Raw genomic sequence first — 22,228 nt, 5'->3', positions numbered from 1 at the left:
CTCGGAAACGATGTTCACGAGCAACCATCAGGTGGGGCCAGATCAAACCGTCGCAACACCACCGGCGAGTCGCAAACGGGGCCAGGTCTAGCCGTCGAGCCGGGGCCTCTTCAAGCTGTCATAGCCAGTGCCACCCAGGGGCGAAAACCTGTTCTTTGCAGTATAGATCCTGCGGATCCGCCGGTGGTGTCGCCCCGCCGTCCCCGCGGAACGGATCCGCGGGGACGGCGTCAGCTGTGCGGGACGTCGGTGAGGGGCGGCAGGTCCGCGACGGCGGCGTCGTAGGCGTCGATCAGCCACGCCGCCGACCTGTCCGCGATCTGCACGGACGCGCCGTCGTCGAGCGCGCCGTCGAAGAACCGGACCCGCCAGGGCGCTCCGGCGTCGTCGTCCGCGAGGCCGATCACCGCGTCGGTGTTCGTCGCCAACAGGTACCGCCCGAGTTCGAAGTCCACCCGCAGGGCGTACTGCCCGCCGAGGTTCTCGACCCGCGCGGTGCGCTGCGTCGACACCTCCAGAGCGTGCAGGGCATCGGTGTACCGCCCGGTGAACTCTGGCCTACGGGGCACGGGCGACTCGCTTCTCTCGACCTGCCGCGGCCGGGATCCCGGCCGGGCGCCCCAAGGCTACGTGACCGCCCTCTTCCGCTCCGCGACCGCCGCGTCCTTGAGTGCCCGGGCGCGTTCGGCGATCTCGGGCGCCCTTCTGCGAACCCGACGGGCCGCGGTGGTGGCCTCGTCGGCCGCTTCCGTTCCGAGGGATTGCAGCCGCTCACTCGCGGCGCCCAACAGGCCCGAGGCGGTGTCGGCCGCGTCGGCGAGGACCGGCCGCGCCCGATCAGCGGCATCGTTCAACGCCGGCTTCACCTTGTCGACCACATCGGTGATCGCGGGCCCGGCCTTGTCCACGGCGTCGCTGATGGCGGGCTTCGCCTTATCGACGGCTCCCGTGATCGCGGGCTTGGCCCTCTCGACGGCGGCCGCCCCGTACTCCTGCGCGGCGTGGGCGCGGTCCTGCCAGGACGGCGCCTCGTCCGTCGAGCCGATCACCGAGGTGACGCGCTCGGACGCACGATCGGCCGCGCGACGGGCACGCCAGGTCAGACCCGGCCTGCCCTCGGTGTCGAAGCCCGCGATGAGCAGGCCGCCGAGCAGCGAGAGGTTCTTCACGAAGTGCAGCTGCTGTTCGCGCCGCACATCAGGATCGCTCTGCTCCCAGAACGGGTGATCCAGGACCGTGGTCGGCACCAGGGTGCCCGCGAGGGCGAGCGACGCCGCGCGGGGAACGCGACCCGCGGCGAGCAGCAGACCGCCGCCGAGCTGGACGCCCGAATTGATCCGCACCCAGGTCCGGGCGCTGGTCGGGACCACCGCCGAATCCGGCAGGGCCTCGGTCGCCTTGTTCACCAGCGGTGCGACGGTGTCCGCCTTACGCCCCGGGTCGCTCGTCAGACCGGTGTACCCGGTGTAGACGAAGACCGATCCGAGTAGGGGTCGTGCGATACGTCGAATCATGTCCAGTTCCCATCATCGTCGGGGGGTCACGGGCGGGTCAGTTGCCCGAGAGCTTGTCCTTCACCTCGTCGACGCCCTCCTTGACCTTGTCCGCGGCGCCGGCGATCTTGTCCTTGATCGAGGCCTCGGCCTGGTCGCCGCGCCCCTCCTCCTTGAGCTGCGGGTCGTCGAAGGCGGTGCCGGCGGTCTCCTTGGCCCGGCCCTTGAGGTCCTGCGCCTTGTTCTTGGCGTCGTCGGTGAAGCTCATGGTGATCTCCTTCGCATCGGGGGTTGCACGTGCGCTCGACGGCCGATTCCCATCAGCCGATCGGGGCGCTCGCGAGGTGCGCGACGAGCGGGACCATCAGGCCCAGCGCCAGCACCAGCAGCGCCACGATCACGACACCACCGCGGGGATGGAGGACGAGCGGCGGAGCCGCGTCCACAGAGCGGAGCGGAGCACGGGTCATCGGTGTGACTCGGTCGTTGTTCATCTCTCGCTCCGATCAAAAATCTATGTCGTGTCGAACAGATTTCACGTTATGAGTAACGCCTATTCCTGTCAACAGCTGGGACAGAAAAGGCTCCTGCACAGGAGCAGGATCAGCGGTGAGCTGGGCGTTCACCGCACTGTGCGGGTCGTCACAGTCCCCCGTGGCGCCAGGTGGTGCCGACGGAGATCGAACGGCCGCTGCGAGGCGAGGGCACCCGCAGCGAACCGGCATCGCGCTGACACCGGAGCCTCAGGTTCGCGGCGCACCGTCGAACCATGACCATCAGCCGAAAGACCCTCGCCGCCGCCGGATTCCTGGCGGCCACCACCTTCGCCTTCACGCCGGCCATCGCGGCCGCCGACATCCCGTCGATGTACGACTCGTGCAGCTCCACCCAGGAGGGACAGCGCATCACCACGCCCGACGGTGACACCCTCGAATGCGTGGAGGTGGACACGGGCACCGGCTACGACTGGCAGGCGCCGAACTGAGACCCGATCGCCGCGCTCCCCTCCCCCGGCGCGCGATCCCGCGGAGGCGCGGGCCGCTGTACCTCGAGTCCGGCGGCCCGCGCCTGCTGGGGCGCACACCGTACGGATAGCGTGGAGCCATGCGCATCTGGTCGCTCCACCCCCGCTATCTGGACCGACAGGCGCTCATCGCCTGCTGGAGAGAGACACTGCTCGCGCAGGCCGTCCTCGCCGGCCGAACGAAGGGGTACACGCAGCACCCGCAACTGGAGCGGTTCCGCGCCGCGCCGGAGCCTCTCGCCGCGGTCGGCGCGTACTTGGCCGCGCTCGCCGACGAGGCCGACGCCCGCGGCTACAACTTCGACCGCACACGCATCGACGAGCCGGACGCGACCGTCGCGGCGATCGACGTGACCGACGGACAGCTCGCTCTCGAGTGGGCGCACCTGACCGCCAAGCTCGAGGCGCGCAGCCCCGAGGTAGCGGAGCGGTGGAACACCGTCGAACGGCCGGATCCGCACCGGAGTTTCCGGATGCTGCCGGGACCCGTCGCGTCGTGGGAGCGCGCGCGACGCTGACGACGGCGGTGAAGTACTGCTCTCCCGCCAGGACTCGAACCTGTTTCCGAAAAGGCGCTGACCTGCGAATACACCGGGAATCGCCAAGACGCGGCATCGAGCGAGGCGAGAGCCACGACCAGGCGAAACCGGCGCGACAGGTTGATATATCAACAACCCTCAACCCGCCAGGTCGCCGGATTCGGCCTCATGTCGGCGCTCGGGTCCGCCGCCTCGGATGCGCCGAAGCCGGCCGACGACCGCGGGCGCGTAAGCCACGGCCGCAGTATCGTCGAGCAGACGGTTCAGTAGCTGGTAGTACCGCACGGGCGTCAGGTCGAACTGGGCGGCGATCGCATTCTCCTTCGAGCCCCGCTGCCGCCACCACCCCGCCTCGAAGTCGAGCATGGCACGGTCGCGATCGCTCAGCATGGCCCCTCCTCGACCCTCATGTTGATCCAGAGCCGCTCGTCCTCGGTCAGTGACCGGATCAGTGCGAGGAGCATCGGCACGTCCACCCAGAGCTCCTCAGCGGCCTCGGTGGCGTGCCTCGTCCAGCGGAGCACCTCAACGAGGCGCTCGAGGTCGATCAGCCGGCGCGCTGCGATCGTCTCGACGGTGCGCTCCTCCTTCGCCGCGAGCACGACGTCGCGCGGGTACACCTGACGCTCGTCGTGGACGAGCTCGTGCGCGAGCGCCGACCTGCGTTCGGCCTGCGTCATCGTCGGGTGCAGCTCGATCCGACCGTCACGACCGTGCCGGCCGCGCACCGTCGTCGGCGCCTCGAAGCTGATCCGCAGGTGCCCGCGGGCGCGCGCCTCGCGCCACGGATGCCACGGTGGGTTCGTTCTGGTCATACCGGACGTTGTACACGCGCCGACCGACACGAAAACGCTCTGACCAGGAACTACATTGGTGTAATTAAGCGCCAGCCGTGTCGCGTTCACGGAAGAAGCTGCGCATGTCTTCGATCTCGATGGTGGAGTTCTGCCCCTTAGCCATCGCGATGTTCCAGGGGCGCTCTTGGTGGGTCATGTCGCCAAGTCGGAAGCCCGAATAGGCCCCGTAGACGTCGGCGATCGCGTCGATGTGCTGCTTCTCGACGGAAGTAAGAGCGTCGACATCCCCCCACGCCCACGAATCCACGAAGTTCTGGCGGCGATGGCACACGTACAGCTCGGGGCACACGGGGCCCATGCGCCACGCCTCAAGGTGCTCCGGAAACAGAGGCACGGAGTTCCGGGCTACCCACCATGCTTGGCTGTAGTAGGCGAGCTTCTCAAGCTTCATGGTGCCGAGAACGCCGAACTTGTCGACGAGGTATGCCGCTACATCGTGAACCGAAGCCATCTCTATACACCTCCATCGCTACTTGTCGCAACGCTAACACTAGGCCCCGACAGCCTGGGGCGGCTCGCCGGAGTTGACTCGACCAGATGAAATCCACTGCCGAGGAACTTGCCGAACAGCAGTGCGACGACCTCATCGTCGGGTGTCAGACCATCTTGATCAGGTGAATCGAGCATGAGCATTCCATATTCATGGTCATTATAGGTGACGGGAACAGCGATGAATGACTTGTACTTTTTGTCACTGCAGTCCAGTCGGTAGTTACTCGGGGGCTCTTCGGTATCCTGGACTCGAATCGATCTCCTCTCGTTCATGCATTGAATCAAGAATCGCCCATGGTCCGACGTTGAATCGAATGCCGGACGCGGTGGGTCCGCGCGTCCAACCCCATTGCCAAAGAGGATCAGGGAGATCGACTCGTTTCCGTTACCCTCACCTGACTTACGCGCCTCACCGCGATCTACCCGGTAGAGGCATACGCGGACCTCGCTGGCGGTAGCGGATCGAGCGAGAGCGCCGAGGATGTCGCCGAGGTACCGGTCGAGGTGCGGGCGCGCGCTTGAGTCGCTCGCACTGATCTGCGAGTAGAAATCGGTCGTGTACTGCGGTATTGAATTGAACGAGTAGCAAATCTCCCTAGTCCGCTTGGAGCGCGCCCCCTCGAGGGTGTCCTCCTTCGCTTCCTTGCGACGCTTTTCCGCGTATTTCACACAGCAGTCAACCCCGAAGGACACACCGTAGATCACCACCGCAAGAATTATGAGCCAGAATCTCCCCTTTCCAGTCTCGGCTCGCCAAGCGAACACCATCGGTACTGCGGCCACGACCGGTAGAGCCTTTGTCAGGAAGAACAAGAGCATGCTTTCCCAACGTTCACTGACCCAGTGGCTTGAGTCCGACGCCATCATTGCGGGGGCCGCGGGGCGGTGTGAGCGGTCCAGGCCGCGCCATCCCAATACCGGAGCAGCTCGCCGTTGTCGGGATCGGGGTACCAGTTCGCTGGGACCGAGGGCGGCGGCGGAGGCGGCGCGATCGCGGGCGCGGCGTCCGCCGGCAGTGCCTCGTCGAACTCGACGTCGATCGCGGGCGCGACCGACGGGGACGCCACAGCCGAGGCGGCCCGGGCCGCCGTGGACGTGAGCGCCGCAGCGAACTCGCGCGCCCTCCCTTCAGCCTTCGAGTCGGCCTCGACCACGATCACCTGGCCGTCGGCCAGTTCGACCGTGACGTACACGTTGCTGGTCTTCTTCTTCGCCATGGCGCCGATTACGGTGCCGACGCCCAGCGTGATGACGGAGCCGACGACCACGCGGGTCGCGGTGGTGCGGCGCTGCGTGCTGCCGATCTCGACGGTCGCGCGGGCCCCAGCGAGCGGGAAGGTCTGCCTGTTGAACTCGATCACGTCGCCGCGGACGACGATCCCCTGGAACTGGGGGTTATCGCGGATCAGCTGCTCGGTCTCGGCCGCCCGGGCCCGCAGCTCTTCGCTCTTCGCCTCGAGCCGCGCGCGGGTCGACTGCGCCGGCCCCGTGCTGATGGTCGTCGGGGCCGCGCCGGCGCGCGCGGCGTTCACCGCAGCGACGAAGTCGCCGACCTTGTCCTTGCCCGTCATGAACGCGTTGACGTCCTCGACTACGTCCTTCGCCCAGCCGACCCGGTCGGCGAGGATGAAACGCACGTGACCGCGGACGAGCGCGGTCTTGTCGCGGACCTCGACGTCGGTGATCGCGCCGAGCGGAATCACCCAGGGCGACGACTCCTTCTTGTGCTTGAGCACCGTCATCCCCGCGTGTGTGAGCGTCACCGTCCCCGCCGCGGTGTCGAGCACGGCTTCACAGCCGAAGCCCTTGTAGTTCGTAGTGGTCATGAATCCTCCCCGAATGTCCGTTACGCGCGAGAGCCTATGCTCCCTTGTCCGGGCCCTCGCTGTCCGGCGCTTCGTCGGCCTCGTCGGGTTCTTCGATGAGCGCCTTGAATCCGAGGTGGATCTCCGTTATCTGGGCCTGCAGGGCGTTCGCGATGTCCGCGGGCACGCCTCGCAGCTGTGGCTGACGCTTCTCTCGGGCATTGCGGAAGTACCCGAACGCCTCAGCGCCGGTCACAATGATTCCGGGTACGAAGAACCACGCGAATCCGAAGGCGACACCGTCGCTCACCTCCCTGGTGAGGATCCATCGCCCGATCGGGTACAACCACACTGCAAGGCCGACCGGGAACGCGATGCAGCTCAGGATCAAGAGGATCCTGGTCGAGCGTGTGTAGGCGGGGCCCGTCTCCGCGTAGCCGATCGCAGTCGTGCGGACAGCAGCCCATCGAACGACCAGGTCTCGGAGCGCGCCGACCGGCAGCTTGTCGGCTGCGTCGAGATCGTTCTTCACTGCGGTCATCTGCCCGTGACGAGCCAGAGCGCGACGACTCATCCAGTACGCGCTCCACGCGCCGATCGTCGCCGCGATCAGCGGGCCCGCGAAGGTGCTCACGCCCCGTCCTCCGGCCCGTCCGCATCTGGCGTGGTCGCCGCGTCATCCTGAGCGGCGTGCAGCCTCTCCGCGTCGGTGGGGCCTTCGATGAACCGGGCCGCGAGGTCGTACGCCTGCTGACGTTCCGAGGCCCGGAACGCCTCCCACGCTCCATCTGGGGCGCCCGCGTCCCGCCAAGCCTTCCACTGCTCCCAGTGCTCGTCGTAGACCGGTTCTCCGTTGGGCCAGCGGTCCGGGCCATCCGACTCGATCGGCGGTGGCTCGGGGACGGTGAGATCGAAGCCGCCGTCGGCGGGCGAAGCGGTGTCGGCATCCGCGCGATCAGCCGGTGTCGCATGGAGGGTCAGCCGGCCCGGCTTCAAGGTCGGGTCGTTGTACCGGCCCTCGAACCAGTCGACCTGGTCGGTGTCGTCAGGGTCTGTGGCCCGCATCGCCGCGAGGGTCCCCTCGGCGCGCGAGCGGGGGTCGCCGGTGCTCACCCGGATGGGGAGCCCCAAGCGGAGACGCTGAGTGGCGTGCTGCTCACTGGCGCGCCGAAGCCGCCGCTGGATGTCCTCGAACTCACTTCCGACAACCGCATTTGCCGAGGTAGCGATGGCGTCGAGCATCACGTCGACGTTCTTGAGGAGCGTGGTCGCGACCATCACCTCTACGTCGGACTCCGCGCTCCCGATGGTGTCGAGCCACGACTCCATCAGGGTGAGGTTCATATCCAAGAGGCGGTACCCCCCAGTAGGCCGCAGTGCGGCGTGCCCGGGCTCAGATGGGAGCGTGAGGTCCAAATTCTCGCGTCGCGCGTCCTCGAAGGTCATCGCTCGCGTGGGTTCGAGCTCCGGTAGAGCCGCCTGAGCGCCAACCCCGTGGAAGATCTCGTTGCGCGCACGCCTGTAGACAGGGCTCTCGGTGTCGCGGGCAAGAAACGCGGCTGCCGTGCCCGTGCCCCACTGAAGCGCAGTGTCGTACTTCGCGAGCGTCTGCCGCCCCACCTTCGCCGCTACACCTTGCTCGATCTTCGACTGCGTTGTGTCGGACGGCCCGCCCGCCGCTGCAACATCGGCCTGACTGAGTCCTAGCTGGCCGCGGCGCAACAGCACTGCCTCGGCGAGGCTGAGCACCCCTTCGCGTGTGGTCATGCACCGACTCTCTCAAAAATATTTGGCAAACCTTGCCCCAGTTTGGCAAACCTCACGCTGGTAGTTCAAGTGAAACAGCAATCACACCGCTGTGATTCCGCAGGTCAGGAAGTTTGCCAAACGATGCCATCCTTGCCGATGATTGCTTGCCGAGCGTCATAATCGTGCTACTTTAGGCTCATGCCCAAGGAACAGCAGGCCGCAAGGCGGCGGTACGGCAAGGATGCCCGTCCGCGACGCACGCCTCCCCACGTGTCGATCAAGATCTTGCGCATCGCGGCTGGCCTCACGCTCGATGACGTCGCGGAGCGGATGGCCGAATTCGGCGAGGCCCCCGCTCGGGGAACTCTGAGCGCGATCGAGAACGGCCACCGAGGCGCCAGCAAGGAGTTCCTGGACGCACTCGAGCGGGCCCTCGGAATTCCCGACGGCTCGATCACTACCAACTACGTGCCGCGCGCGACCCCCACCGTTGTCGAATCGGTGGTGCTGTCATGAACGAGATCGTCACCCTGATCGACGGCCAGGCCGTCACCACGTCGCTCGCGATCGCCGCCGGCACCGAGACCCAGCACAAGAACGTGCTCGAGCTCGTGCGCACTCGAATCTCAGACTTCGAGCAGTTCGGAAGGGTCGCGTTTGAAACGCGACCCTTCAAGACTGCGGGCGGAGTGCAGAGCCGCGAGGTCGCGCTGCTCACCGAGGAGCAGGCGACGCTCCTGATGACCTTCATGCGGAACAGCGACGTGGTGGTCCGGTTCAAGGTCGCGCTCGTCCGCGCATTCTTCGAGCTGCGTGACCGCGTCGCCCAGCAGCCCGCGCTGCAGGGCCCGGAGCTCCTCGCCGCCGCGGTCCTAGAGGCCGCCGAGATGCTCAAGGCGAAGGATCAGCAGATCGCCGAGCTTGAGCCGCGCGCCGCGGTCGCAGACAAGATCCTTGACGCCACCGGCGACCTGTCCGTCCGCGACGCCGCGCAGGCCCTCACCCGGGCCGGCATCAAGGTCGGCCAGAACCGACTCTTCGCGGTGCTCGACAAGTCGTACGGCTGGATCTCCCGCGCCGTGGGCGACGGCCGGTACCGCGTGAAGCAGGCCGCCATCGAGGCGGGCTGGATGTCGGTGATCCCACAGTCGCACTACCACCCGAAGACCGGGGTGCTCGTCCTCGATCCGCCTCAGCCGCGGGTCACCCCGAAGGGCCTGCAGCGGCTCCTCGCCGACTTCGGCGCGATTCCGTCCACCACGTAAGGCGAAAGGCCCGCCATGCCGGGCGGGCCTTCCAGAACGAGAACTCGCGAGAGGAGTTCAAGTGCAGCACCAGAATACCAATCCCGGCGCGAATGGCACACCGTCCACGCCTCCGTCGGGCTCGCCGCCCGCGACGCACACCACCGAGGTGGTCGTGCTCGCATGCATCGCGTTCGCAGTCGTGTACCTGCTCGCGCAGCTGCTCCGCGCGTACCCCACCGTCGTCGGTGCCGCGGTCGCGCTCGGCGCGATCGGGTTCGGAGCCTGGGGCATGTCGGTGCATCGCACCGGGCCCCACAACCGGGACGGGGCGGGCCGGTGACGCCCCGCGGCACACCGCGGCGCCTCGACGACGCCACCGTCGCCCGGCTCCGCGCCGAGCACGGGATCACCGTCGTGAAGGACCGGCCCCGCAGCGACTACGGCCGGCCGCTCGGCCCGAACGAGATCACCGAGCAGCGGATCCGCGCGGCCCGCCGCGCGCTCACGCGCTGGGGCTTCGACCCGGCCGCGCCGACCCTCCCCCGCGGAGTGGGCGTGCGACTGCGGCAGGCGATGAACCTCACTGTCCCCGAATACAACTACTTGCGCACGCAGATGGTGCGCGCTGGGAGCAACCGATGAAGAACACGATCATCCTCGCCGTGCTCGCCGTGGCGCTGGCCTCATGCGCGGCCCCCGCCGGCGCCACCCCGGGCGCCTACACCCGCGGCGGCAACGTCGCCGTTGTCCTCAACACCGAGGGCTGCGCGTCGATCACGTGGCCGAAGGGTTACGTGCACACCGAGTGCGGGCAGACCACCGTGATCCAGGGCCCCATCTTCGCGGGCGACCGGTTCGGCGCGTCCATCGTCTCCCCCACCGGCTGGGCGGTCTCGTGCCGCGTGTTCGACGTCGCGACCGGCGATCTCGTCTACAGCGCGTGGGCGCCGGGCGGCAGCACCGCGAACTGCGTTCGGGTGGCGAACTGATGGCCCGCCGGTACCCGCGGCTGCGCGTGACCCGGGCGGTCGAGTGCGGCGGCTGGCACGTCTCCTCGATCTTCGGCCCCGACGCCGGGCCCGCGCCAATGTGCCACCACGACAGCTGGCCGGCCGCGATGCGGTGCGCCAGCCAGACCGCCATCATGCTCGCGCTCCTCCCTCGAATCGAGGTGCGCTGATGACGGGCCCCGAGCACTACGCAGAAGCCGAACGTCTCCTCGCGATCGCGACCGAGGTGGGCCGCGCGATCACCGCGACCCGCGAAGACCCGCTCAGCCCGGAGGATGTCCGCGCACGCCGCGACGAACTCGGGAAGCAGGCGACCGGCCTGTTCGCCCGCGCCCAGGTGCACGCCACCCTCGCGCTCGCCGCAGCCACCGCGCTCCCCGAGGTGAACCAGATGGTCGGCAGCGACGAAGGTGCAGACCAGACCACGCGCTGGCACACCTCGATCACGAGGAGCGCATCGTGATCGAGTTCGCCGACGAGACCGACGGTCTCCACTTCGATGTACCCGAGGCCGAGTACCACGCGCACCCGGGCTCGCTGTCGAGCACGGGCGCGAAGCTGCTCGCCACGCGGACGCCTGCCGAGTTCCGGCACAACCAGCTCAACGGGCGCGCGCCGAAGAAGGTGTTCGACCTCGGCACGTTGGTGCACAAGATCGTGCTCGGCGCCGGCGCGACCATCGTCACCGTCGACGCCGCCGACTGGCGCACCAAGGCGGCTAAGGAAGAGCGCGACCAGGCGTACGCCGACGGCAAGACGCCGGTGCTCGAGCGGGACTGGAAGCGGGCCGAGCGCATGGCCGACGCGCTGAGCCTGTCGAAGACCGCCACCGACCTGCTGAGCGTCGGCGCCCCTGAGGTGTCGATGCTCGGCACCGACCCCGAGACCGGCGTACGTCTGCGCGGCCGCCTCGACTGGTTGCGCCCTGACGCGGTCGTCGACTTCAAGACCGCCGCCGACGCCTCCCCGCACGCGTTCGCTCGCGCAGCCGGCGACTTCGGCTACTACCAGCAGGACCCGTTCTACCGGGACCTGCTGCACCTGCTCGGCAGCCCCGTGGACGACTTCATCTTCATCGTCCAGTCCACGGAGCCGCCGCACCTCGTGTCGGTGAACCGGCTCACCCGCGACGACGTCATCGACGGCCGCACTGCGAACCGGCGCGCCATCACGACGTACGCGATCTGCACCGACACCGGCAACTGGCCCGGCTACGGCGACCAGATCAACACCATCAGCGTCCCCCCGTTCAAGAAGAAGTAGGAGCTCCCATGTCCACCACCGCACTCGCGACCACGAACCGCAGCAAGCTCGCGATCACCCCGCAGCAGCGGGAGTTCACGCCCGAGCAGCGCGAGCACCTCAAGCAGCTCGGCATCGACGACGCCCCCGACGCGGACCTCGCCGTGTTCTTCCACTACTGCGCGAACACGCAGCTCGACCCGTTCCTCAAGCAGATCTACATGATCGGGCGCCGCACGAAGGTCGGCGGCTACCGCGGCGAGCCGGAACGCTGGGAGACCAAGTACACGATCCAGGTCGGCATCGACGGCTTCCGGATCCTCGGCAACCGCATCGCGAAGGCGCAGGGCCGCGGCTACCCGGTCCCCCGCCACGAGTACTGCGGGTTCGACGGTGAGTGGCGCGACGTGTGGCTCGATCCGTCGCAGCCGCCGGCCGCCGCGAAGGGCATCGTCACCGTCGACGGCATCGAGTTCGCCGCCGTCGTCGCGTTCTCCGAGCGCGCGCAGACCAGAAACACGCAGAACGGTCAGGCCCTCACCGGCCAGTGGGCCACGCAGCCCGCGTGGATGCTCTCGAAGTGCGCGGAGGCCGCGGCCTGGCGCATGGCGTTCCCCGCCGACATGGGCGGGATCTTCGAGGACGCCGAGGTGCCCGAAGTCGTCGACGGTGAGGTCGAGTCGCCCAAGCAGGCCAGCACGCCCGAGCAGGTCGCCAGCAACACCGCGGCGGCCGCACTCACCGAAGCCGAGATCGACGACGTCCTCAAGCAGATCGAACAGTGCACCACCGTCGACCAGCTGAACGGGTACGTCAAGGAGGTCGCGCCGCGGCTGCCGCACCCGAACAGCAACCGCACAAAGCAGGTGAAGGCGGCCACCGCGGCCCGCCGGGAGGCGCTCACCGACCCGCCTGCCGAGGACGCCCCGGCGCCGGCCCCCGCCGATGAGCCCGTCGACACCGAGGCGGTCGACCAGTGATCACCGCCATCAGCTCGCACATGCCGATCGACATCGACATCAAGTACCAGCTCAACCCGTCCGACCACGAGGGCATCGACGGCACCAAGCTCTACATGCTGCCCGCGCACGGTGCTGGGAACACGCGATTTCGACCCGAGACGGCGTCGGTCCGCTTCTGGAAGGCAGGCGGTAACTGGACGGTCATCGTGGGCGGGCCGCTCGTGAAGAAGGACGGGAAGCTCGGCGCCGCCACGCGGCAGTGCGCGTTCAAGCACACGGACAGCACTCCCCCGCCAGCCTGGGTAATCGAGCTCGTCGAGGACGCCCGCGAGCGCGCAGCCCAGGCGATCAAGGCCGAGCCGTGATCACCGCGCTGATCGTCCTCATCGCCCTGGCCGTGGTTGTGCAGGTGCTCTGCATGACCACGGCCCGGGCTGCGGCGGAACGCGCCGAGCACGCGGCGCAGGCCGCGGCGCTGAACCGTCGGCACGCCGAGCGCGCCATGGAGGTCGCGGCCGAGCACGCAGTGACCGCGGGCCTCGAAGCGCGGAAGGCGCAGCGATGAACGCGCCGTACGTCTCCCCGATGCAGACCGGCGAGCTCGAACGGCGCCTCTCGAAGACGTTCCAGCGCGCGCCATACCTGTCCACGAAGACGTGGCGCCCCAAGTACGCCGGATCGCGCCAGCGCGCCACGTGCGACGAGTGCTTCGCCGCTCAGCACGAGTCCGGCGGCGCGTACGGGCCCCGGCTCCACGTCCGGATGGTCCGCACCATGCCCGACGGCACGCAGCTGCGACTGTGCAGCGCCCACGCCGAGCTGTGGAAGACGGCCGATGAGGCCACCAAACCCGAGAAGCCCCCAAAGAAGAAGGCCAGATGATGCAGCAGATCCTCGCGTTCGTGGTCGGCGCCGTCGTCAGCGGCGTGCCGGCCTGCGCCGCCACCTACCTCGCGAGCCGGGCGATCGCTCGCCGGCGCGCACGCCGGGAAGTCCCCGACCCGCAGTTCGCGCACGTCAAGGAGTGCCGGATCGATGTGGTGACCGACGACGGCATCAACCGCATCGACATCGACGTGCACTACGACGACCCCGCCGCGGCGTGCACCGCGGTCCGCGTGCTCGGCACCGAGATGCTGCCGACGTTCGCGCACGCCGTCGGCGCGTGCCGCCACGGAGACGAGCAGTCATGAGCGAGAACGTCTACACGGCCGCGATCCCCGTCGCCGAGATGTTCGTCGACCGGTCGTATCAGCGCGAGCTCGACGAGCGCCGCGCGCACCGCATGGGCGCGACATGGGATCCGCGCCTCGTCGGCGTCCTCGACGTCGCCGACCGCGGCGAGGAGCAGTCGCCGCGGTACGCCGTCGTCAACGGCCAGCATCGGTGGGCCGCCGCTTCGCACGCCGGCACCACCACGCACCTTGCCGCGAACGTGCACACCGGCCTGACCGTCGCCAATGAGGCCGCACTGTTCCGCGACATCGACCAGTCCACGAAGAAGCTCACCGTGTGGGACCGGTGGAAGGCACGCCGTGCTGCCGGCGACGTCGTCGTCACCGGAATCGACGCGATCGCCGAAGGCTTCGGCCTCAAGGTCACGCAGAGCAGCGGGCCGAACTACATCGTGTGCCTGTCCGCCCTCGAATACTGCTACGGGATTGACCCGCAGTATCTGGCGCGCACGCTCGAGTTCGTCGGCGACGTGTGGCCCGGCGACGCCGCTGGCCTCAAGCACGGCGTCGTCCGCGCGCTGTTCGAGATCCTGTGGTCGGAGTCGCTGCCCGACACGGGCCGGCTCGCCGACGCGCTCTCGGAGGTGACACCGACTCAGCTCCACGCCCGCGCCGTCGAGTCCCGGAAGATCCACGACGGCCAGCACTGGCAGTGCACGGTGCGCGTGATCGTCGAGGCCTACAACCGCGCCGGCCGCGGGAACATCGACCCGCAGACCGTGCTTCGGGCGGCGTCATGACCACCGACCAGCTGCGCCCCCTCCCCGACTGGTTCGGCGATGTCGCCCACCAGGCGGCCCGGATCGCGCTCATCGAGGAGGACGTGCCCGCCGACCTTCTCGACGCGCCCGAGCTGCACGACGCGCTCGTCGGCACGGCCCGGGCCACCGCCGCGATCGTGCTCGACTACCTCGGGCACGACTACCGCACGCCCGTGCCCGACCCGTGGGCGAACGGGCCGCACCGCGTCGGTCTTCCCGTCGCCCGCGAGCACGAGAACACCCGGCAGCGCGACGAGCCGAACCCGAACTCGATGGCGCTGTGGGACGGCCGCTTCATCGCGCACATCGACGTCGAGGCCACCGAGCTGTCGGGCCTCCGGTTCCGGGTCCGCTGTGCCGACCGGCCGCGCGCCCAGGAGTTCGTGCGCGACCACGACGGCGACCTGTTCGCCCAGTGGCGCGGCGGCGCCTACCGCGTGACCGAGGTGATCGCGGCCCGCGGCTACCTCGACCTCGTCCTGATTCCGTGCGTATCCGTCGTCGATCTCGGGTCCGGCCGCATGGCCGACCTCGACAACCCGGGCCCCCGAGGCAAGGAGACGTCGATCTGATGACCACCAACTACCCCACCGGCACGCGACTGCGCCCGATCACGGCGTGGCCCGGCGCGCTCACTGCCGACCGAATCCGCTCGCCGTTCTCCGCGCCGTGGGCGGACACGCTCGACAAGTTGGACCGCGAGCTCTGGCACCTCGGCCCCGCGGGCCGGAACGCCGACGCTGTGCTGCAGATCGCGATGCGCGAGCAGGACTTCCGCCTCGACGGGATGCCCCGCGCGAACAGCGCGCCCGCGCACCCCGGGGTGATCCTGAACGTGGAGAGCACCAAGGGCGCGCTGTCGTTCCCGTGTGACCGGTTCACTCGCTGGCAGGACAACCTCCGTGCGATCGCGCTCGGCCTCGAAGGTCTGCGCCGTCTCGACCGCTATGGAATCACCGCGGGGAGCCAGCAGTACACCGGATGGCGGCAGCTCGACTCCGGGCCCGCGCCGTCGAGCACCGCGGACGCCGAGGCCGTGCTCATGCAGTTCGGCGAAGGCCTCCGTGAGGGCGATTCGTGGCGCGACGTCTATCGCCGCGCCGCCAAGGCCACTCATCCCGACCGTGGTGGCCGGCGCGAGGACTTCGAACGCGTCCAGGCCGCCGCCGAACGCCTGGGGGTCGCGTCATGACCGGCCCGCACCGCTACGAGAGGAACCTGATGTCCCCCGCCGAGCTGATTCGCCTCAAGGCCGTCGACCGCGCGATCCACCTCGCCGAGACCACCGGCGCCAAGCCGAGCGCGACCGAACTCGTGGCGGACGCCGAGGTGATCCGCGGATACATCACCCGCACCGACGCGAAGCCCGCGCCTGCAGCGAGGACCGGACTCGGCGTCGCGGTCGAGCTCGCACCACCCGACGGTGCGCCTCGCGTGCCGAAGCCGGGCGAGCACCTGCGGGGCATCCGATGAGCACCCTCGATGACGAGAGGCTCATGTCCCCGCGCGAGCTCGCCGAGGCGAAGGTCTTCGGCAACCACTCCGAGGAGTGGATCCGCGCGCAGTGCCGCGACGGTGCCTTCAAGGACCACTGCCGGTGGGACGGCCGCCGCTACTGGATGGACATCCACGACGTACGCGCCGCGAAGAACGCCATGCGCCGCAGCGTGCCCGTCGCGGTGACGCGCAGCGGCCTCACCCCGCGCTCCGCAGCGCGCCACCAGAACACGAGAGGCAGATCATGACCGAGACCAAGAACCTCGCGAGCGAGGCCCGGGCCGCACTCGACGGCATCACGCCCGGTCCGTGGGAGCCCGCGACCGCCCCTGCGCGCGGGAGCGACGAGACCCCGGCCGAGTACGTGGCGGCAACGCTTCGCCCGGACAGCGCGTTGCTGTACGTGGTGTGCGCACCGAGCCCCGCCCCGGAGCGGTGGGCGTACGTGTTGCCCGCGATCACCGGCGACGGACCGACGAGCAGGGCGAACGCTGCGTTCATCGCCGCAGCCCCGGATCTCGTGCGCCGCATGGCCGCGGCGCTCGAAGAGACCGACGCCGCACTCGAGCGCGCCGTCGAGCTGAGCGCCCGCGACATGCTGGCGACCCTCGGCCACGCCGCCGTGGCGCCGACCGTGCAGCGCCTCACGGACGCGCTCGGTCTGGACCCGCTGCCGGATGCGGCCACGCTGGTCGGTTGGGACGACCTCGACGACGAAGCCCATGGCGCGCTGCTCGATTTCGCTCGCGCCCGGCTGGGTCTCACAGCGGCGCCCGAGGAGGAGTGATGCCCGAGACTCGCACCGCCGGCGCCACCGCGTGGCTGCGCGCCGTCCAGCGCTGGGAGGACGGCACCGTCTCGGGCGTGGTCGTGCACCGCTGGACCGGGTACACCGCGGCCGACATCCGCCGGCACCGCATCGCGCGGTGCCGCGAAGCCCGCCTGAACCACCAGCTCGACGGCGACGCGCTCGTCATCACCCTGCGCGACGGCCGGACCGAGACGCTCACCTTCCACGACACCGAGCCCCAGGCGGTGCCGGCATGAGCACCGAGACTGACCGCGTTATCGCCAGCATCGACCGCGCGCTCACCAGCGACGAGATCACCGACATCGTCGACGAGCAGCTCGCGCGGTACGACCAGCGCACCGGCTACGACTACAGCGTCGGCCAGCCCCAGTGTGGGCACTGCGGCAGCGACGAGCATCACCTCGCGATCACCGAGCGCATCGAGGAGATGCGCGACTGGGGCCTGTACGACGAGACCTACCGGTACGACGAGGACGGTTCGCGCGTCGTCTGCCCCGGCACGAACGTGCCCGGCCCGATCGGGTTCCGGCGGGCGCACGTCCGGGAGCAGCGCGCCCAGGCGCGTGCGGAGGCCCGTCGCGACTTCGAACGGAGGCTAGCCGAGCGGCGTACCACACTCGAGGCGGAACTCAGCGCCAGCGGCTACTCGGTCATCGGCACCACTGCAGACGGCGACAACGTCTTGTTCCGGCCATGGGCAGCAGGTAGCGCTGACGCTCCTGAGCCTCTTGCTCGAGGTCACGTTTCTGACCTGGCCGTCTACGACGAGGCATGGGAGGTCATCCGTCCGCCGGCGCCGTGGGAACTGCTCCGAGAGATCCTCTCCGCCACTGTCCATGCGTTCGGCGATCTCACCGCGGTCACCGACGCTGTCACCAACGCCTGGTCTGAGATGCGCGGCGCAGCGGTCTCCGCCGGTCTCGCGGTCGATCCGGCTCGGCTCACTGTCCGCCTGTTCACCGAGGCCGGTAGGCCGGTCCGTCTCGGCCGCAAGGCGCGCGTCGTCAGCTACGAGCAGGCCGCCACCGGCTTCACCGTCGAGATCGACGGCAGGTTCAGTCAGTCGTTCGGCGTCCCGCACCGGATCCTCCTCGAAGGCCCCGGCGGCCCCCGCGAACGGATCGCCGGCATCGTCACCGCGCTCTCGTCAACGCCCAGCGGCCCGATCCGCATCGAGGCCGCCTCCGAGCATCGCCGCCTACCCACCGTCTACACCGAACCCACGGAGCACTGATCATGGCCGCACTCGGCACCATCCCCGCCAACTTCACCGTCACCGTCGCGCTCAACGGCGAGACCGTCGCGACGATCGAGACCACCAGCGAGTTGCCGATCACGATCGCGGGCACCGTCGGGCCCGGCGACATCCCGCAGATCAAGATGGAGCTCGACGAGGACCGCGTGCGCGACGGCCTCGCCGAGGTCCTGCGCGCCGCGGCCGACCAGATCGTTGATGCATCGTGACCGAGGCAGCTCGGGTCGCGCTATCGAATCTCGTTGTGTGGCACGACGGTGAACCTGCTCAGACGGGCGCGAGGAAACGAACGCAGGCTCGGCAGAGCACCGCGGCCCTCCTGCGGAGGCAACCCCAGAGCGACCAACTCGTCAACGCCCGCGAACATTCGCCTCAGCGAATTGACGAGCACAACGAGCCTTGGATCTCCTCGATCCAACGGAAGGTAGTAGCACCGCGTGCGGGTGAACTCGATGAACGTCCCTCCGCGCCGAACAATCTCGTCAGGGAGGAGAGCTGCGAACTCCAAGGTGAACCCTTCTGGCCACCCGTCGCCCACGCTGATCCACGATGCACCGATCTGCTGCACCTGATTGTCGTCGAACAGCACGCCCTCCGGTCCCGTGGCCGCGTCGAGGAGCGGCTTCAACAGGTTGTCGAGGTCGGCGACGATGTGCGTCTCGTATCGCTTCCGCTCCTCAATCTCCCACGTGAACTCGACCTTGACGTCGTGCGCGAAGTGGAAGCTCGTGTTCCTCGCGATCGCCGCGCTGAGCAAGCCCTTGAACGCGCGCTTACGCGCCGACGAGGCCTGCAGGGACACCGGCGGTATCGAGCTTCGAATGATCACCCGAGCTGCCTCGGGCCACTCCTCGACAACGAATGGGCTCGCGTTCACCGGTCAAAACTTAGCCGACGAACCACGCCCACCAGGACGTGTGCAACGCATCGGAGGGCCAATGTCGATGCTTGACGTTCCCGACGTGCCGCCGCTCACCGCCGAGCAGGCCGTCATGATCCAGCGGGACATGCAGCTCTCGCGGCACCTCGAGGCGATGGACTTGTCCGACGACGACCGGGCGGCACTGTTCGACCAGAAGATCGCGCTGGAGAAGCAGTTCCAGGCATCCCGCGACCGGTCGTGGAACGCGTGGTGGCGCGACAGCGGCCGGCAGGAGCAGATCGACCGGATGGTGGGCCGGTAGCACGTGGAGCCCATCGACCAACTCGCACGCGACGATCCACGCGACACACTGCAGGACCGCCGCGACTACACCTTCGACGACCCCGAGGCCGAGCTGACACTGCTCTCCCGGGGTCTGTCGTTGGCGGACCCGGATCCGACGCTACTCGCGAGCGTCGCCCCGTCCGACTTCTCCGATCCCGCGACTGGCGCCCTGTGGGCCGCGGCGCGCGCCATCCTCGACGCCGGCCAGCTGTGCACCCGCTCCCGGATCCTCGAGCAGGTCGCGCACACCGGCACCGAGCTGCGTCAGCACGTGCTGACCGGCCGCCTCGAGCTCGCGGACATGCGCACGGCCACCGACCGACAGGCCGGTGAGGCTGCGCGCACCGTGCGCCAGCTCGCCGAGCGGCGACGCCTGCGCGGCGCGCTGCAGTCGGCGATGTTCGCCCTTGAGGCAGGACAGGATGCAGGCTCGACGTCGGAGCTGCTCGGCGAGCACCTGCGCCGCCTTGAGGAGGCAGACACCCGCACCGGCGACGACGTGCTCTCGTTCGGCGAAGCTGTCGCGGCATGGCGGGAACGTCAGGCCCGACCTCTGTCGCAACCGATCCCGACGCCGTTTCCGGACTTGAACGCGGTGATCGCCGACGGGCTGCAGGGCGGCCGCACCTACGTGATCGGCGCGCGGCCCGGCGCCGGCAAGTCGATCATGGGCGCGAACCTCGCCCAGTACGCCGCCGAGTGCGGCGTGCCGGCGCTGGTGTTCTCCGCGGAGATGCCGGTGCACGAGGTCGCGGCCCGCATGATCGCCGCGGGTGCGCAGGCCGACTACACGCAGCTGCAGCGCCGCCGCCTGTCCCAGTGGCACAAGGACTCCGTCGACACCTACCTCGCCGAGCACGAGGCCACGCTGCCCCTGTTCGTGGTGGACAAGCACAACATCTCGACCGAGTACATCGCGACGGTGTGCCGGCGGATGAAGCGCCGCCACGGCGTGCGCGTCGTGTTCGTCGACTACCTGCAGCTGCTCCGCGAGACGGACAGCCGAGCCGCGCGCGAGCGGCAGGTGGCCTCGATGTCGCGTGCCCTCAAGGTGCTCGCTGTCGAGCTGGACCTCGCGATCATCATCGCCTGCCAGCTGAACCGCGGCTCCGCGGGCGAGAAGCGGGTGCCCTCGCTGATCGACCTGCGCGAGTCCGGCGCGATCGAGCAGGACGCCGACGTCGTGCTGCTGCTGCACCACGACCCGGACGACCCGAACAGCGGTGAGGTGCAGGTGATCGCGGCGAAGAACCGCACCGGGCCGGCGGGTGGACACCTGCGGCTCGGCTGGGCGCCGCACCAGGCGCGCATGGGACACATCGGAACGGAGGGCTTGAGATGAGCGACGCGGACAAGTTCGCATGGATGAAGGCGCTCGGCCGCACCAAGGGGCTGAGCGCGGCGCAGTACGCGTGCGCGATCGCGGTGTGGAACAACAGCAACGGCGACGGGGTCGGAGCGTTCGTCTCGGCCGCGTCCGTGGCCCGCGATACCGGCCTCGCGGTGTCTACGACGGAGCGCGCGATGCGGACGCTGAGGGACCGCGGAGTGATCGTGCAGACCTCCCGCGGAGGTGGCCGACGACGCGCCTCGATGTACTCCCTGGGCGTGCTGGCAGCCGCAGAAACACCCGCACTCACGCCCGGTGTAGACGATGAAACACCCGCACTCACGCCCGGTAGCGAAAGCGATTCCCCCGCACTGACGCCCGGTGACGATTCGGGAACACCCGCACTGACGCCCGGTAGCTTTCTCGAATCCCCCGCGCTCACGCCCGGTAAGCAGTGCTCACCGGGCGTCAGTGCGGGACCATCAGATAGTAGTAGTTGCGTTGGTATACGCGAGGACCGCGACAGCGACCCGAACGACGGACGGTTCAGCAACGGCATCCCGTATCCGCCCGACCCCGCGGAGCCCACGCCGCCCGGTGGGCCGGTCGTCACCGACGCGCTCCGGACGATGGTCCGGCAGATCGTCGGGCGCCTCTCACGCCACGCGATCGACGGCCTCGCTCGCCACGTCGCCGCCGCCCTCGCCCAGGACGTCCCCGAGGCCGCGATCCGCACCGCCCTCGCGCAGTGGCGCGATCGCGACAAGGCGAAGCCGGGCCTGCTGCCGTACCTGATCGACGATGCGGCGAAGGAGCTCTCAGCCACCACAGCGCGCGCCGCCGCGATCGCAGGTGACCCCGCTGCGGCCCGTGCCGCGCTCGCCGAGCAAGCACGCGAGATCGTCGAGACCGCGCGACACGACGGCGACATCACCCGCCTCGAGCCGCTGTGGCTCGCCTCCGACGATCCCGAAGCCCTCGCCGGCCACGGCTTCGAGTTCAACCCCGACTGGGGCACCACCGAGGACCAGCAGCGTCGCGAGTGGATCCTCGACCGATTCGACCGTCTCGCCCGCCTCGTCCACGCCGACCTGCAGCGCCGCGCCGCCGCCTGACCACGAAGGGTTTACCGTGCCAACGATCACGCTCACCACCACCATGACCCGGCCGCCCGAGTCGCCGAACAGCCGCCTCCACTGGTCCTCCACCAACCGGATCCGGCGCGAGGTCCGCTGGGAGCTCATGGTCCGGGCCCGCGGCGCCGGCGCGCCCACCGGCCTCGACCACGTCGCCGTCACCGTCCACCACCGGCCCGCCGACGGCCGCGGCGTCTGGGACGACGACAACCGTCTCGCCGGGTGCAAGGCGATCTTCGATGCGCTCCACGGGCACAGCGGCCGCGACACCGGCCCCGCCTGGCCCGTCGTCGCCGACGACTCCCCCGACCACATGACCCAACGCGCCGTCGGTCACCCGCCCGCCAAGGGCCAGCCCGCCGCGCTCTGGGTCGAGCTCACCTGGACCGCCACCGACGAGGAGGACATCCCATGCTGACCGACCTGTACTTCGTCGTCCGGACGCTCCCCGACGGCAGCAAGCACCGCGTCTCCGACCTGCTGTCCCTCGAGGCGGCCGAGGCGAGCCGCGACCGACTCAACGGCGACTCCGAGGACCCGGAGTTCACCGTCCACCCAGTTCAGAGAGGTTGACGC

Annotated in this window: 41 protein-coding genes; 29 read left to right on the top strand and 12 right to left on the bottom strand. The window is 69.2% G+C overall.

Annotated features, from left to right (window positions below; all coding sequences use genetic code 11):
• Positions 1–230 precede the first annotated feature (230 nt).
• Genes FK530_RS07050 through FK530_RS25790 form a run of 4 tightly spaced genes read right to left on the bottom strand, consistent with a single transcriptional unit; the run spans position 231 to position 1,987 of the window.
• The gene (locus tag FK530_RS07050; protein WP_146486281.1) at positions 231–569 is read right to left on the bottom strand and encodes a hypothetical protein; all 339 of its coding nucleotides are present in this window, start codon (positions 567–569) and stop codon (positions 231–233) included.
• 57 nt (positions 570–626) lie between these two features.
• The gene (locus tag FK530_RS07045) at positions 627–1,514 is read right to left on the bottom strand and encodes a DoxX family membrane protein (RefSeq protein WP_146486280.1); all 888 of its coding nucleotides are present in this window, start codon (positions 1,512–1,514) and stop codon (positions 627–629) included.
• 37 nt (positions 1,515–1,551) lie between these two features.
• Positions 1,552–1,761 (bottom strand): CsbD family protein, encoded by a 210-nt coding sequence (locus tag FK530_RS07040; RefSeq protein WP_146486279.1) that lies wholly within the window; start codon positions 1,759–1,761, stop codon positions 1,552–1,554.
• A 52-nt stretch (positions 1,762–1,813) separates the two neighbouring features.
• Positions 1,814–1,987 carry a hypothetical protein gene (locus tag FK530_RS25790; RefSeq protein WP_158645043.1) on the bottom strand — a complete coding sequence of 58 codons (174 nt, stop codon included), beginning with the start codon at positions 1,985–1,987 and terminating at the stop codon, positions 1,814–1,816.
• Between the two features lie 275 nt (positions 1,988–2,262).
• On the opposite strand from FK530_RS25790, the gene FK530_RS07035 reads away from it, so the two are divergent.
• Positions 2,263–2,478 carry a hypothetical protein gene (locus FK530_RS07035; protein ID WP_146486278.1) on the top strand — a complete coding sequence of 72 codons (216 nt, stop codon included), beginning with the start codon at positions 2,263–2,265 and terminating at the stop codon, positions 2,476–2,478.
• A 119-nt stretch (positions 2,479–2,597) separates the two neighbouring features.
• Complete coding sequence (locus FK530_RS07030; protein ID WP_146486277.1) at positions 2,598–3,035, top strand: pyrimidine dimer DNA glycosylase/endonuclease V; 438 nt, start codon at positions 2,598–2,600, stop codon at positions 3,033–3,035.
• Positions 3,036–3,194: 159 nt separating this feature from the next.
• On the opposite strand, the gene FK530_RS07025 is transcribed toward FK530_RS07030, so the two are convergent.
• The 7 genes from FK530_RS07025 to FK530_RS06995 all read right to left on the bottom strand — a co-directional run bounded on the left by FK530_RS07025 (position 3,195) and on the right by FK530_RS06995 (position 7,977).
• A complete protein-coding gene (locus tag FK530_RS07025) occupies positions 3,195–3,446 on the bottom strand; it encodes a DUF3263 domain-containing protein (RefSeq protein WP_146486276.1) in 252 nt (83 codons plus the stop codon).
• Positions 3,440–3,871 (bottom strand): hypothetical protein, encoded by a 432-nt coding sequence (locus FK530_RS07020; protein ID WP_231706522.1) that lies wholly within the window; start codon positions 3,869–3,871, stop codon positions 3,440–3,442. The genes FK530_RS07025 and FK530_RS07020 overlap by 7 nt, the downstream gene beginning before the upstream one ends.
• Positions 3,872–3,935: 64 nt before the next feature.
• The gene (locus tag FK530_RS07015) at positions 3,936–4,364 is read right to left on the bottom strand and encodes a Panacea domain-containing protein (protein ID WP_146486275.1); all 429 of its coding nucleotides are present in this window, start codon (positions 4,362–4,364) and stop codon (positions 3,936–3,938) included.
• A gap of 2 nt (positions 4,365–4,366) precedes the next feature.
• On the bottom strand, positions 4,367–5,224 hold the full coding sequence (locus FK530_RS07010) for a GAF domain-containing protein (RefSeq protein WP_158645042.1): 858 nt from the start codon (positions 5,222–5,224) through the stop codon (positions 4,367–4,369).
• 44 nt (positions 5,225–5,268) lie between these two features.
• The gene (locus FK530_RS26625; RefSeq protein WP_231706521.1) at positions 5,269–6,231 is read right to left on the bottom strand and encodes a DUF2510 domain-containing protein; all 963 of its coding nucleotides are present in this window, start codon (positions 6,229–6,231) and stop codon (positions 5,269–5,271) included.
• Positions 6,232–6,265: 34 nt separating this feature from the next.
• The gene (locus FK530_RS07000; protein ID WP_146486273.1) at positions 6,266–6,844 is read right to left on the bottom strand and encodes a hypothetical protein; all 579 of its coding nucleotides are present in this window, start codon (positions 6,842–6,844) and stop codon (positions 6,266–6,268) included.
• Positions 6,841–7,977 (bottom strand): helix-turn-helix domain-containing protein, encoded by a 1,137-nt coding sequence (locus FK530_RS06995; protein WP_146486272.1) that lies wholly within the window; start codon positions 7,975–7,977, stop codon positions 6,841–6,843. Before FK530_RS06995 ends, FK530_RS07000 begins: the two co-directional genes overlap by 4 nt.
• 180 nt (positions 7,978–8,157) lie before the next feature.
• Between FK530_RS06995 and FK530_RS06990 the strand changes: the two genes are divergently transcribed.
• From FK530_RS06990 to FK530_RS06885, 22 genes are all read left to right on the top strand, one after another.
• The gene (locus FK530_RS06990; RefSeq protein ID WP_146486271.1) at positions 8,158–8,475 is read left to right on the top strand and encodes a helix-turn-helix domain-containing protein; all 318 of its coding nucleotides are present in this window, start codon (positions 8,158–8,160) and stop codon (positions 8,473–8,475) included.
• Positions 8,472–9,224, top strand: coding sequence for a phage regulatory protein/antirepressor Ant (locus tag FK530_RS06985; protein ID WP_146486270.1), 753 nt, complete (start codon positions 8,472–8,474; stop codon positions 9,222–9,224). The genes FK530_RS06990 and FK530_RS06985 overlap by 4 nt, the downstream gene beginning before the upstream one ends.
• Positions 9,225–9,285: 61 nt before the next feature.
• Positions 9,286–9,546: a hypothetical protein gene (locus tag FK530_RS06980; RefSeq protein ID WP_146486269.1), complete on the top strand. Its 261-nt coding sequence runs from the start codon at positions 9,286–9,288 to the stop codon at positions 9,544–9,546.
• Complete coding sequence (locus FK530_RS06975; protein WP_146486268.1) at positions 9,543–9,848, top strand: hypothetical protein; 306 nt, start codon at positions 9,543–9,545, stop codon at positions 9,846–9,848. The genes FK530_RS06980 and FK530_RS06975 overlap by 4 nt, the downstream gene beginning before the upstream one ends.
• Positions 9,845–10,195: a hypothetical protein gene (locus tag FK530_RS06970; RefSeq protein ID WP_146486267.1), complete on the top strand. Its 351-nt coding sequence runs from the start codon at positions 9,845–9,847 to the stop codon at positions 10,193–10,195. The genes FK530_RS06975 and FK530_RS06970 overlap by 4 nt, the downstream gene beginning before the upstream one ends.
• Entirely contained in the window at positions 10,195–10,386 is a 192-nt protein-coding gene (locus tag FK530_RS06965) for a hypothetical protein (RefSeq protein ID WP_146486266.1), read from the top strand. The genes FK530_RS06970 and FK530_RS06965 overlap by 1 nt, the downstream gene beginning before the upstream one ends.
• Positions 10,386–10,679 carry a hypothetical protein gene (locus tag FK530_RS26325; RefSeq protein WP_191834074.1) on the top strand — a complete coding sequence of 98 codons (294 nt, stop codon included), beginning with the start codon at positions 10,386–10,388 and terminating at the stop codon, positions 10,677–10,679. The genes FK530_RS06965 and FK530_RS26325 overlap by 1 nt, the downstream gene beginning before the upstream one ends.
• Positions 10,676–11,479, top strand: a complete 804-nt coding sequence (locus FK530_RS06955; RefSeq protein WP_158645041.1) for a PD-(D/E)XK nuclease-like domain-containing protein — start codon at positions 10,676–10,678, stop codon at positions 11,477–11,479. Before FK530_RS26325 ends, FK530_RS06955 begins: the two co-directional genes overlap by 4 nt.
• Before the next feature lie 8 nt (positions 11,480–11,487).
• Positions 11,488–12,438 carry a recombinase RecT gene (locus FK530_RS06950; RefSeq protein ID WP_146486264.1) on the top strand — a complete coding sequence of 317 codons (951 nt, stop codon included), beginning with the start codon at positions 11,488–11,490 and terminating at the stop codon, positions 12,436–12,438.
• The gene (locus FK530_RS06945; RefSeq protein WP_146486263.1) at positions 12,435–12,785 is read left to right on the top strand and encodes a hypothetical protein; all 351 of its coding nucleotides are present in this window, start codon (positions 12,435–12,437) and stop codon (positions 12,783–12,785) included. The genes FK530_RS06950 and FK530_RS06945 overlap by 4 nt, the downstream gene beginning before the upstream one ends.
• On the top strand, positions 12,782–12,985 hold the full coding sequence (locus FK530_RS06940) for a hypothetical protein (protein WP_146486262.1): 204 nt from the start codon (positions 12,782–12,784) through the stop codon (positions 12,983–12,985). The genes FK530_RS06945 and FK530_RS06940 overlap by 4 nt, the downstream gene beginning before the upstream one ends.
• Positions 12,982–13,302: a hypothetical protein gene (locus FK530_RS06935; protein WP_146486261.1), complete on the top strand. Its 321-nt coding sequence runs from the start codon at positions 12,982–12,984 to the stop codon at positions 13,300–13,302. Before FK530_RS06940 ends, FK530_RS06935 begins: the two co-directional genes overlap by 4 nt.
• Entirely contained in the window at positions 13,299–13,613 is a 315-nt protein-coding gene (locus tag FK530_RS06930; RefSeq protein WP_146486260.1) for a hypothetical protein, read from the top strand. The genes FK530_RS06935 and FK530_RS06930 overlap by 4 nt, the downstream gene beginning before the upstream one ends.
• Positions 13,610–14,395: a DUF6551 family protein gene (locus FK530_RS06925; protein ID WP_146486259.1), complete on the top strand. Its 786-nt coding sequence runs from the start codon at positions 13,610–13,612 to the stop codon at positions 14,393–14,395. The genes FK530_RS06930 and FK530_RS06925 overlap by 4 nt, the downstream gene beginning before the upstream one ends.
• Entirely contained in the window at positions 14,392–14,988 is a 597-nt protein-coding gene (locus tag FK530_RS06920) for a hypothetical protein (RefSeq protein ID WP_146486258.1), read from the top strand. The genes FK530_RS06925 and FK530_RS06920 overlap by 4 nt, the downstream gene beginning before the upstream one ends.
• Positions 14,988–15,608: a molecular chaperone DnaJ gene (locus FK530_RS26620; RefSeq protein WP_223120213.1), complete on the top strand. Its 621-nt coding sequence runs from the start codon at positions 14,988–14,990 to the stop codon at positions 15,606–15,608. The genes FK530_RS06920 and FK530_RS26620 overlap by 1 nt, the downstream gene beginning before the upstream one ends.
• Positions 15,605–15,889 carry a hypothetical protein gene (locus tag FK530_RS06910; protein WP_146486257.1) on the top strand — a complete coding sequence of 95 codons (285 nt, stop codon included), beginning with the start codon at positions 15,605–15,607 and terminating at the stop codon, positions 15,887–15,889. Before FK530_RS26620 ends, FK530_RS06910 begins: the two co-directional genes overlap by 4 nt.
• On the top strand, positions 15,886–16,161 hold the full coding sequence (locus tag FK530_RS06905; RefSeq protein WP_068524352.1) for a hypothetical protein: 276 nt from the start codon (positions 15,886–15,888) through the stop codon (positions 16,159–16,161). The genes FK530_RS06910 and FK530_RS06905 overlap by 4 nt, the downstream gene beginning before the upstream one ends.
• Entirely contained in the window at positions 16,158–16,700 is a 543-nt protein-coding gene (locus tag FK530_RS06900) for a hypothetical protein (RefSeq protein ID WP_146486256.1), read from the top strand. The genes FK530_RS06905 and FK530_RS06900 overlap by 4 nt, the downstream gene beginning before the upstream one ends.
• Complete coding sequence (locus FK530_RS06895; RefSeq protein ID WP_146486255.1) at positions 16,700–16,960, top strand: hypothetical protein; 261 nt, start codon at positions 16,700–16,702, stop codon at positions 16,958–16,960. Before FK530_RS06900 ends, FK530_RS06895 begins: the two co-directional genes overlap by 1 nt.
• Positions 16,957–17,958, top strand: coding sequence for a hypothetical protein (locus FK530_RS06890; RefSeq protein WP_146486254.1), 1,002 nt, complete (start codon positions 16,957–16,959; stop codon positions 17,956–17,958). Before FK530_RS06895 ends, FK530_RS06890 begins: the two co-directional genes overlap by 4 nt.
• Positions 17,959–17,960: 2 nt before the next feature.
• Positions 17,961–18,188 (top strand): hypothetical protein, encoded by a 228-nt coding sequence (locus tag FK530_RS06885; protein ID WP_146486253.1) that lies wholly within the window; start codon positions 17,961–17,963, stop codon positions 18,186–18,188.
• A gap of 20 nt (positions 18,189–18,208) precedes the next feature.
• Here the strand turns inward: FK530_RS06885 and FK530_RS06880 are convergent, their stop codons facing one another.
• Positions 18,209–18,856, bottom strand: a complete 648-nt coding sequence (locus FK530_RS06880; protein ID WP_146486252.1) for a RusA family crossover junction endodeoxyribonuclease — start codon at positions 18,854–18,856, stop codon at positions 18,209–18,211.
• 61 nt (positions 18,857–18,917) lie between these two features.
• On the opposite strand from FK530_RS06880, the gene FK530_RS06875 reads away from it, so the two are divergent.
• The 5 genes from FK530_RS06875 to FK530_RS25785 are packed head-to-tail and all read left to right on the top strand — an operon-like array spanning position 18,918 to position 22,225.
• Positions 18,918–19,163: a hypothetical protein gene (locus tag FK530_RS06875; protein WP_146486251.1), complete on the top strand. Its 246-nt coding sequence runs from the start codon at positions 18,918–18,920 to the stop codon at positions 19,161–19,163.
• A 3-nt stretch (positions 19,164–19,166) separates the two neighbouring features.
• Complete coding sequence (locus tag FK530_RS06870; RefSeq protein WP_146486250.1) at positions 19,167–20,528, top strand: replicative DNA helicase; 1,362 nt, start codon at positions 19,167–19,169, stop codon at positions 20,526–20,528.
• A complete protein-coding gene (locus FK530_RS06865; RefSeq protein WP_146486249.1) occupies positions 20,525–21,631 on the top strand; it encodes a hypothetical protein in 1,107 nt (368 codons plus the stop codon). The genes FK530_RS06870 and FK530_RS06865 overlap by 4 nt, the downstream gene beginning before the upstream one ends.
• A 16-nt stretch (positions 21,632–21,647) precedes the next feature.
• Entirely contained in the window at positions 21,648–22,070 is a 423-nt protein-coding gene (locus tag FK530_RS06860) for a hypothetical protein (protein ID WP_146486248.1), read from the top strand.
• Complete coding sequence (locus tag FK530_RS25785) at positions 22,064–22,225, top strand: hypothetical protein (protein WP_158645040.1); 162 nt, start codon at positions 22,064–22,066, stop codon at positions 22,223–22,225. Before FK530_RS06860 ends, FK530_RS25785 begins: the two co-directional genes overlap by 7 nt.
• Positions 22,226–22,228 lie beyond the last annotated feature (3 nt).

Source organism: Tsukamurella conjunctivitidis, from assembly GCF_007858475.1.
Taxonomy (GTDB): Bacteria; Actinomycetota; Actinomycetes; order Mycobacteriales; family Mycobacteriaceae; genus Tsukamurella; species Tsukamurella conjunctivitidis.
This window is presented reverse-complemented; position numbering and strand designations above follow the sequence as displayed.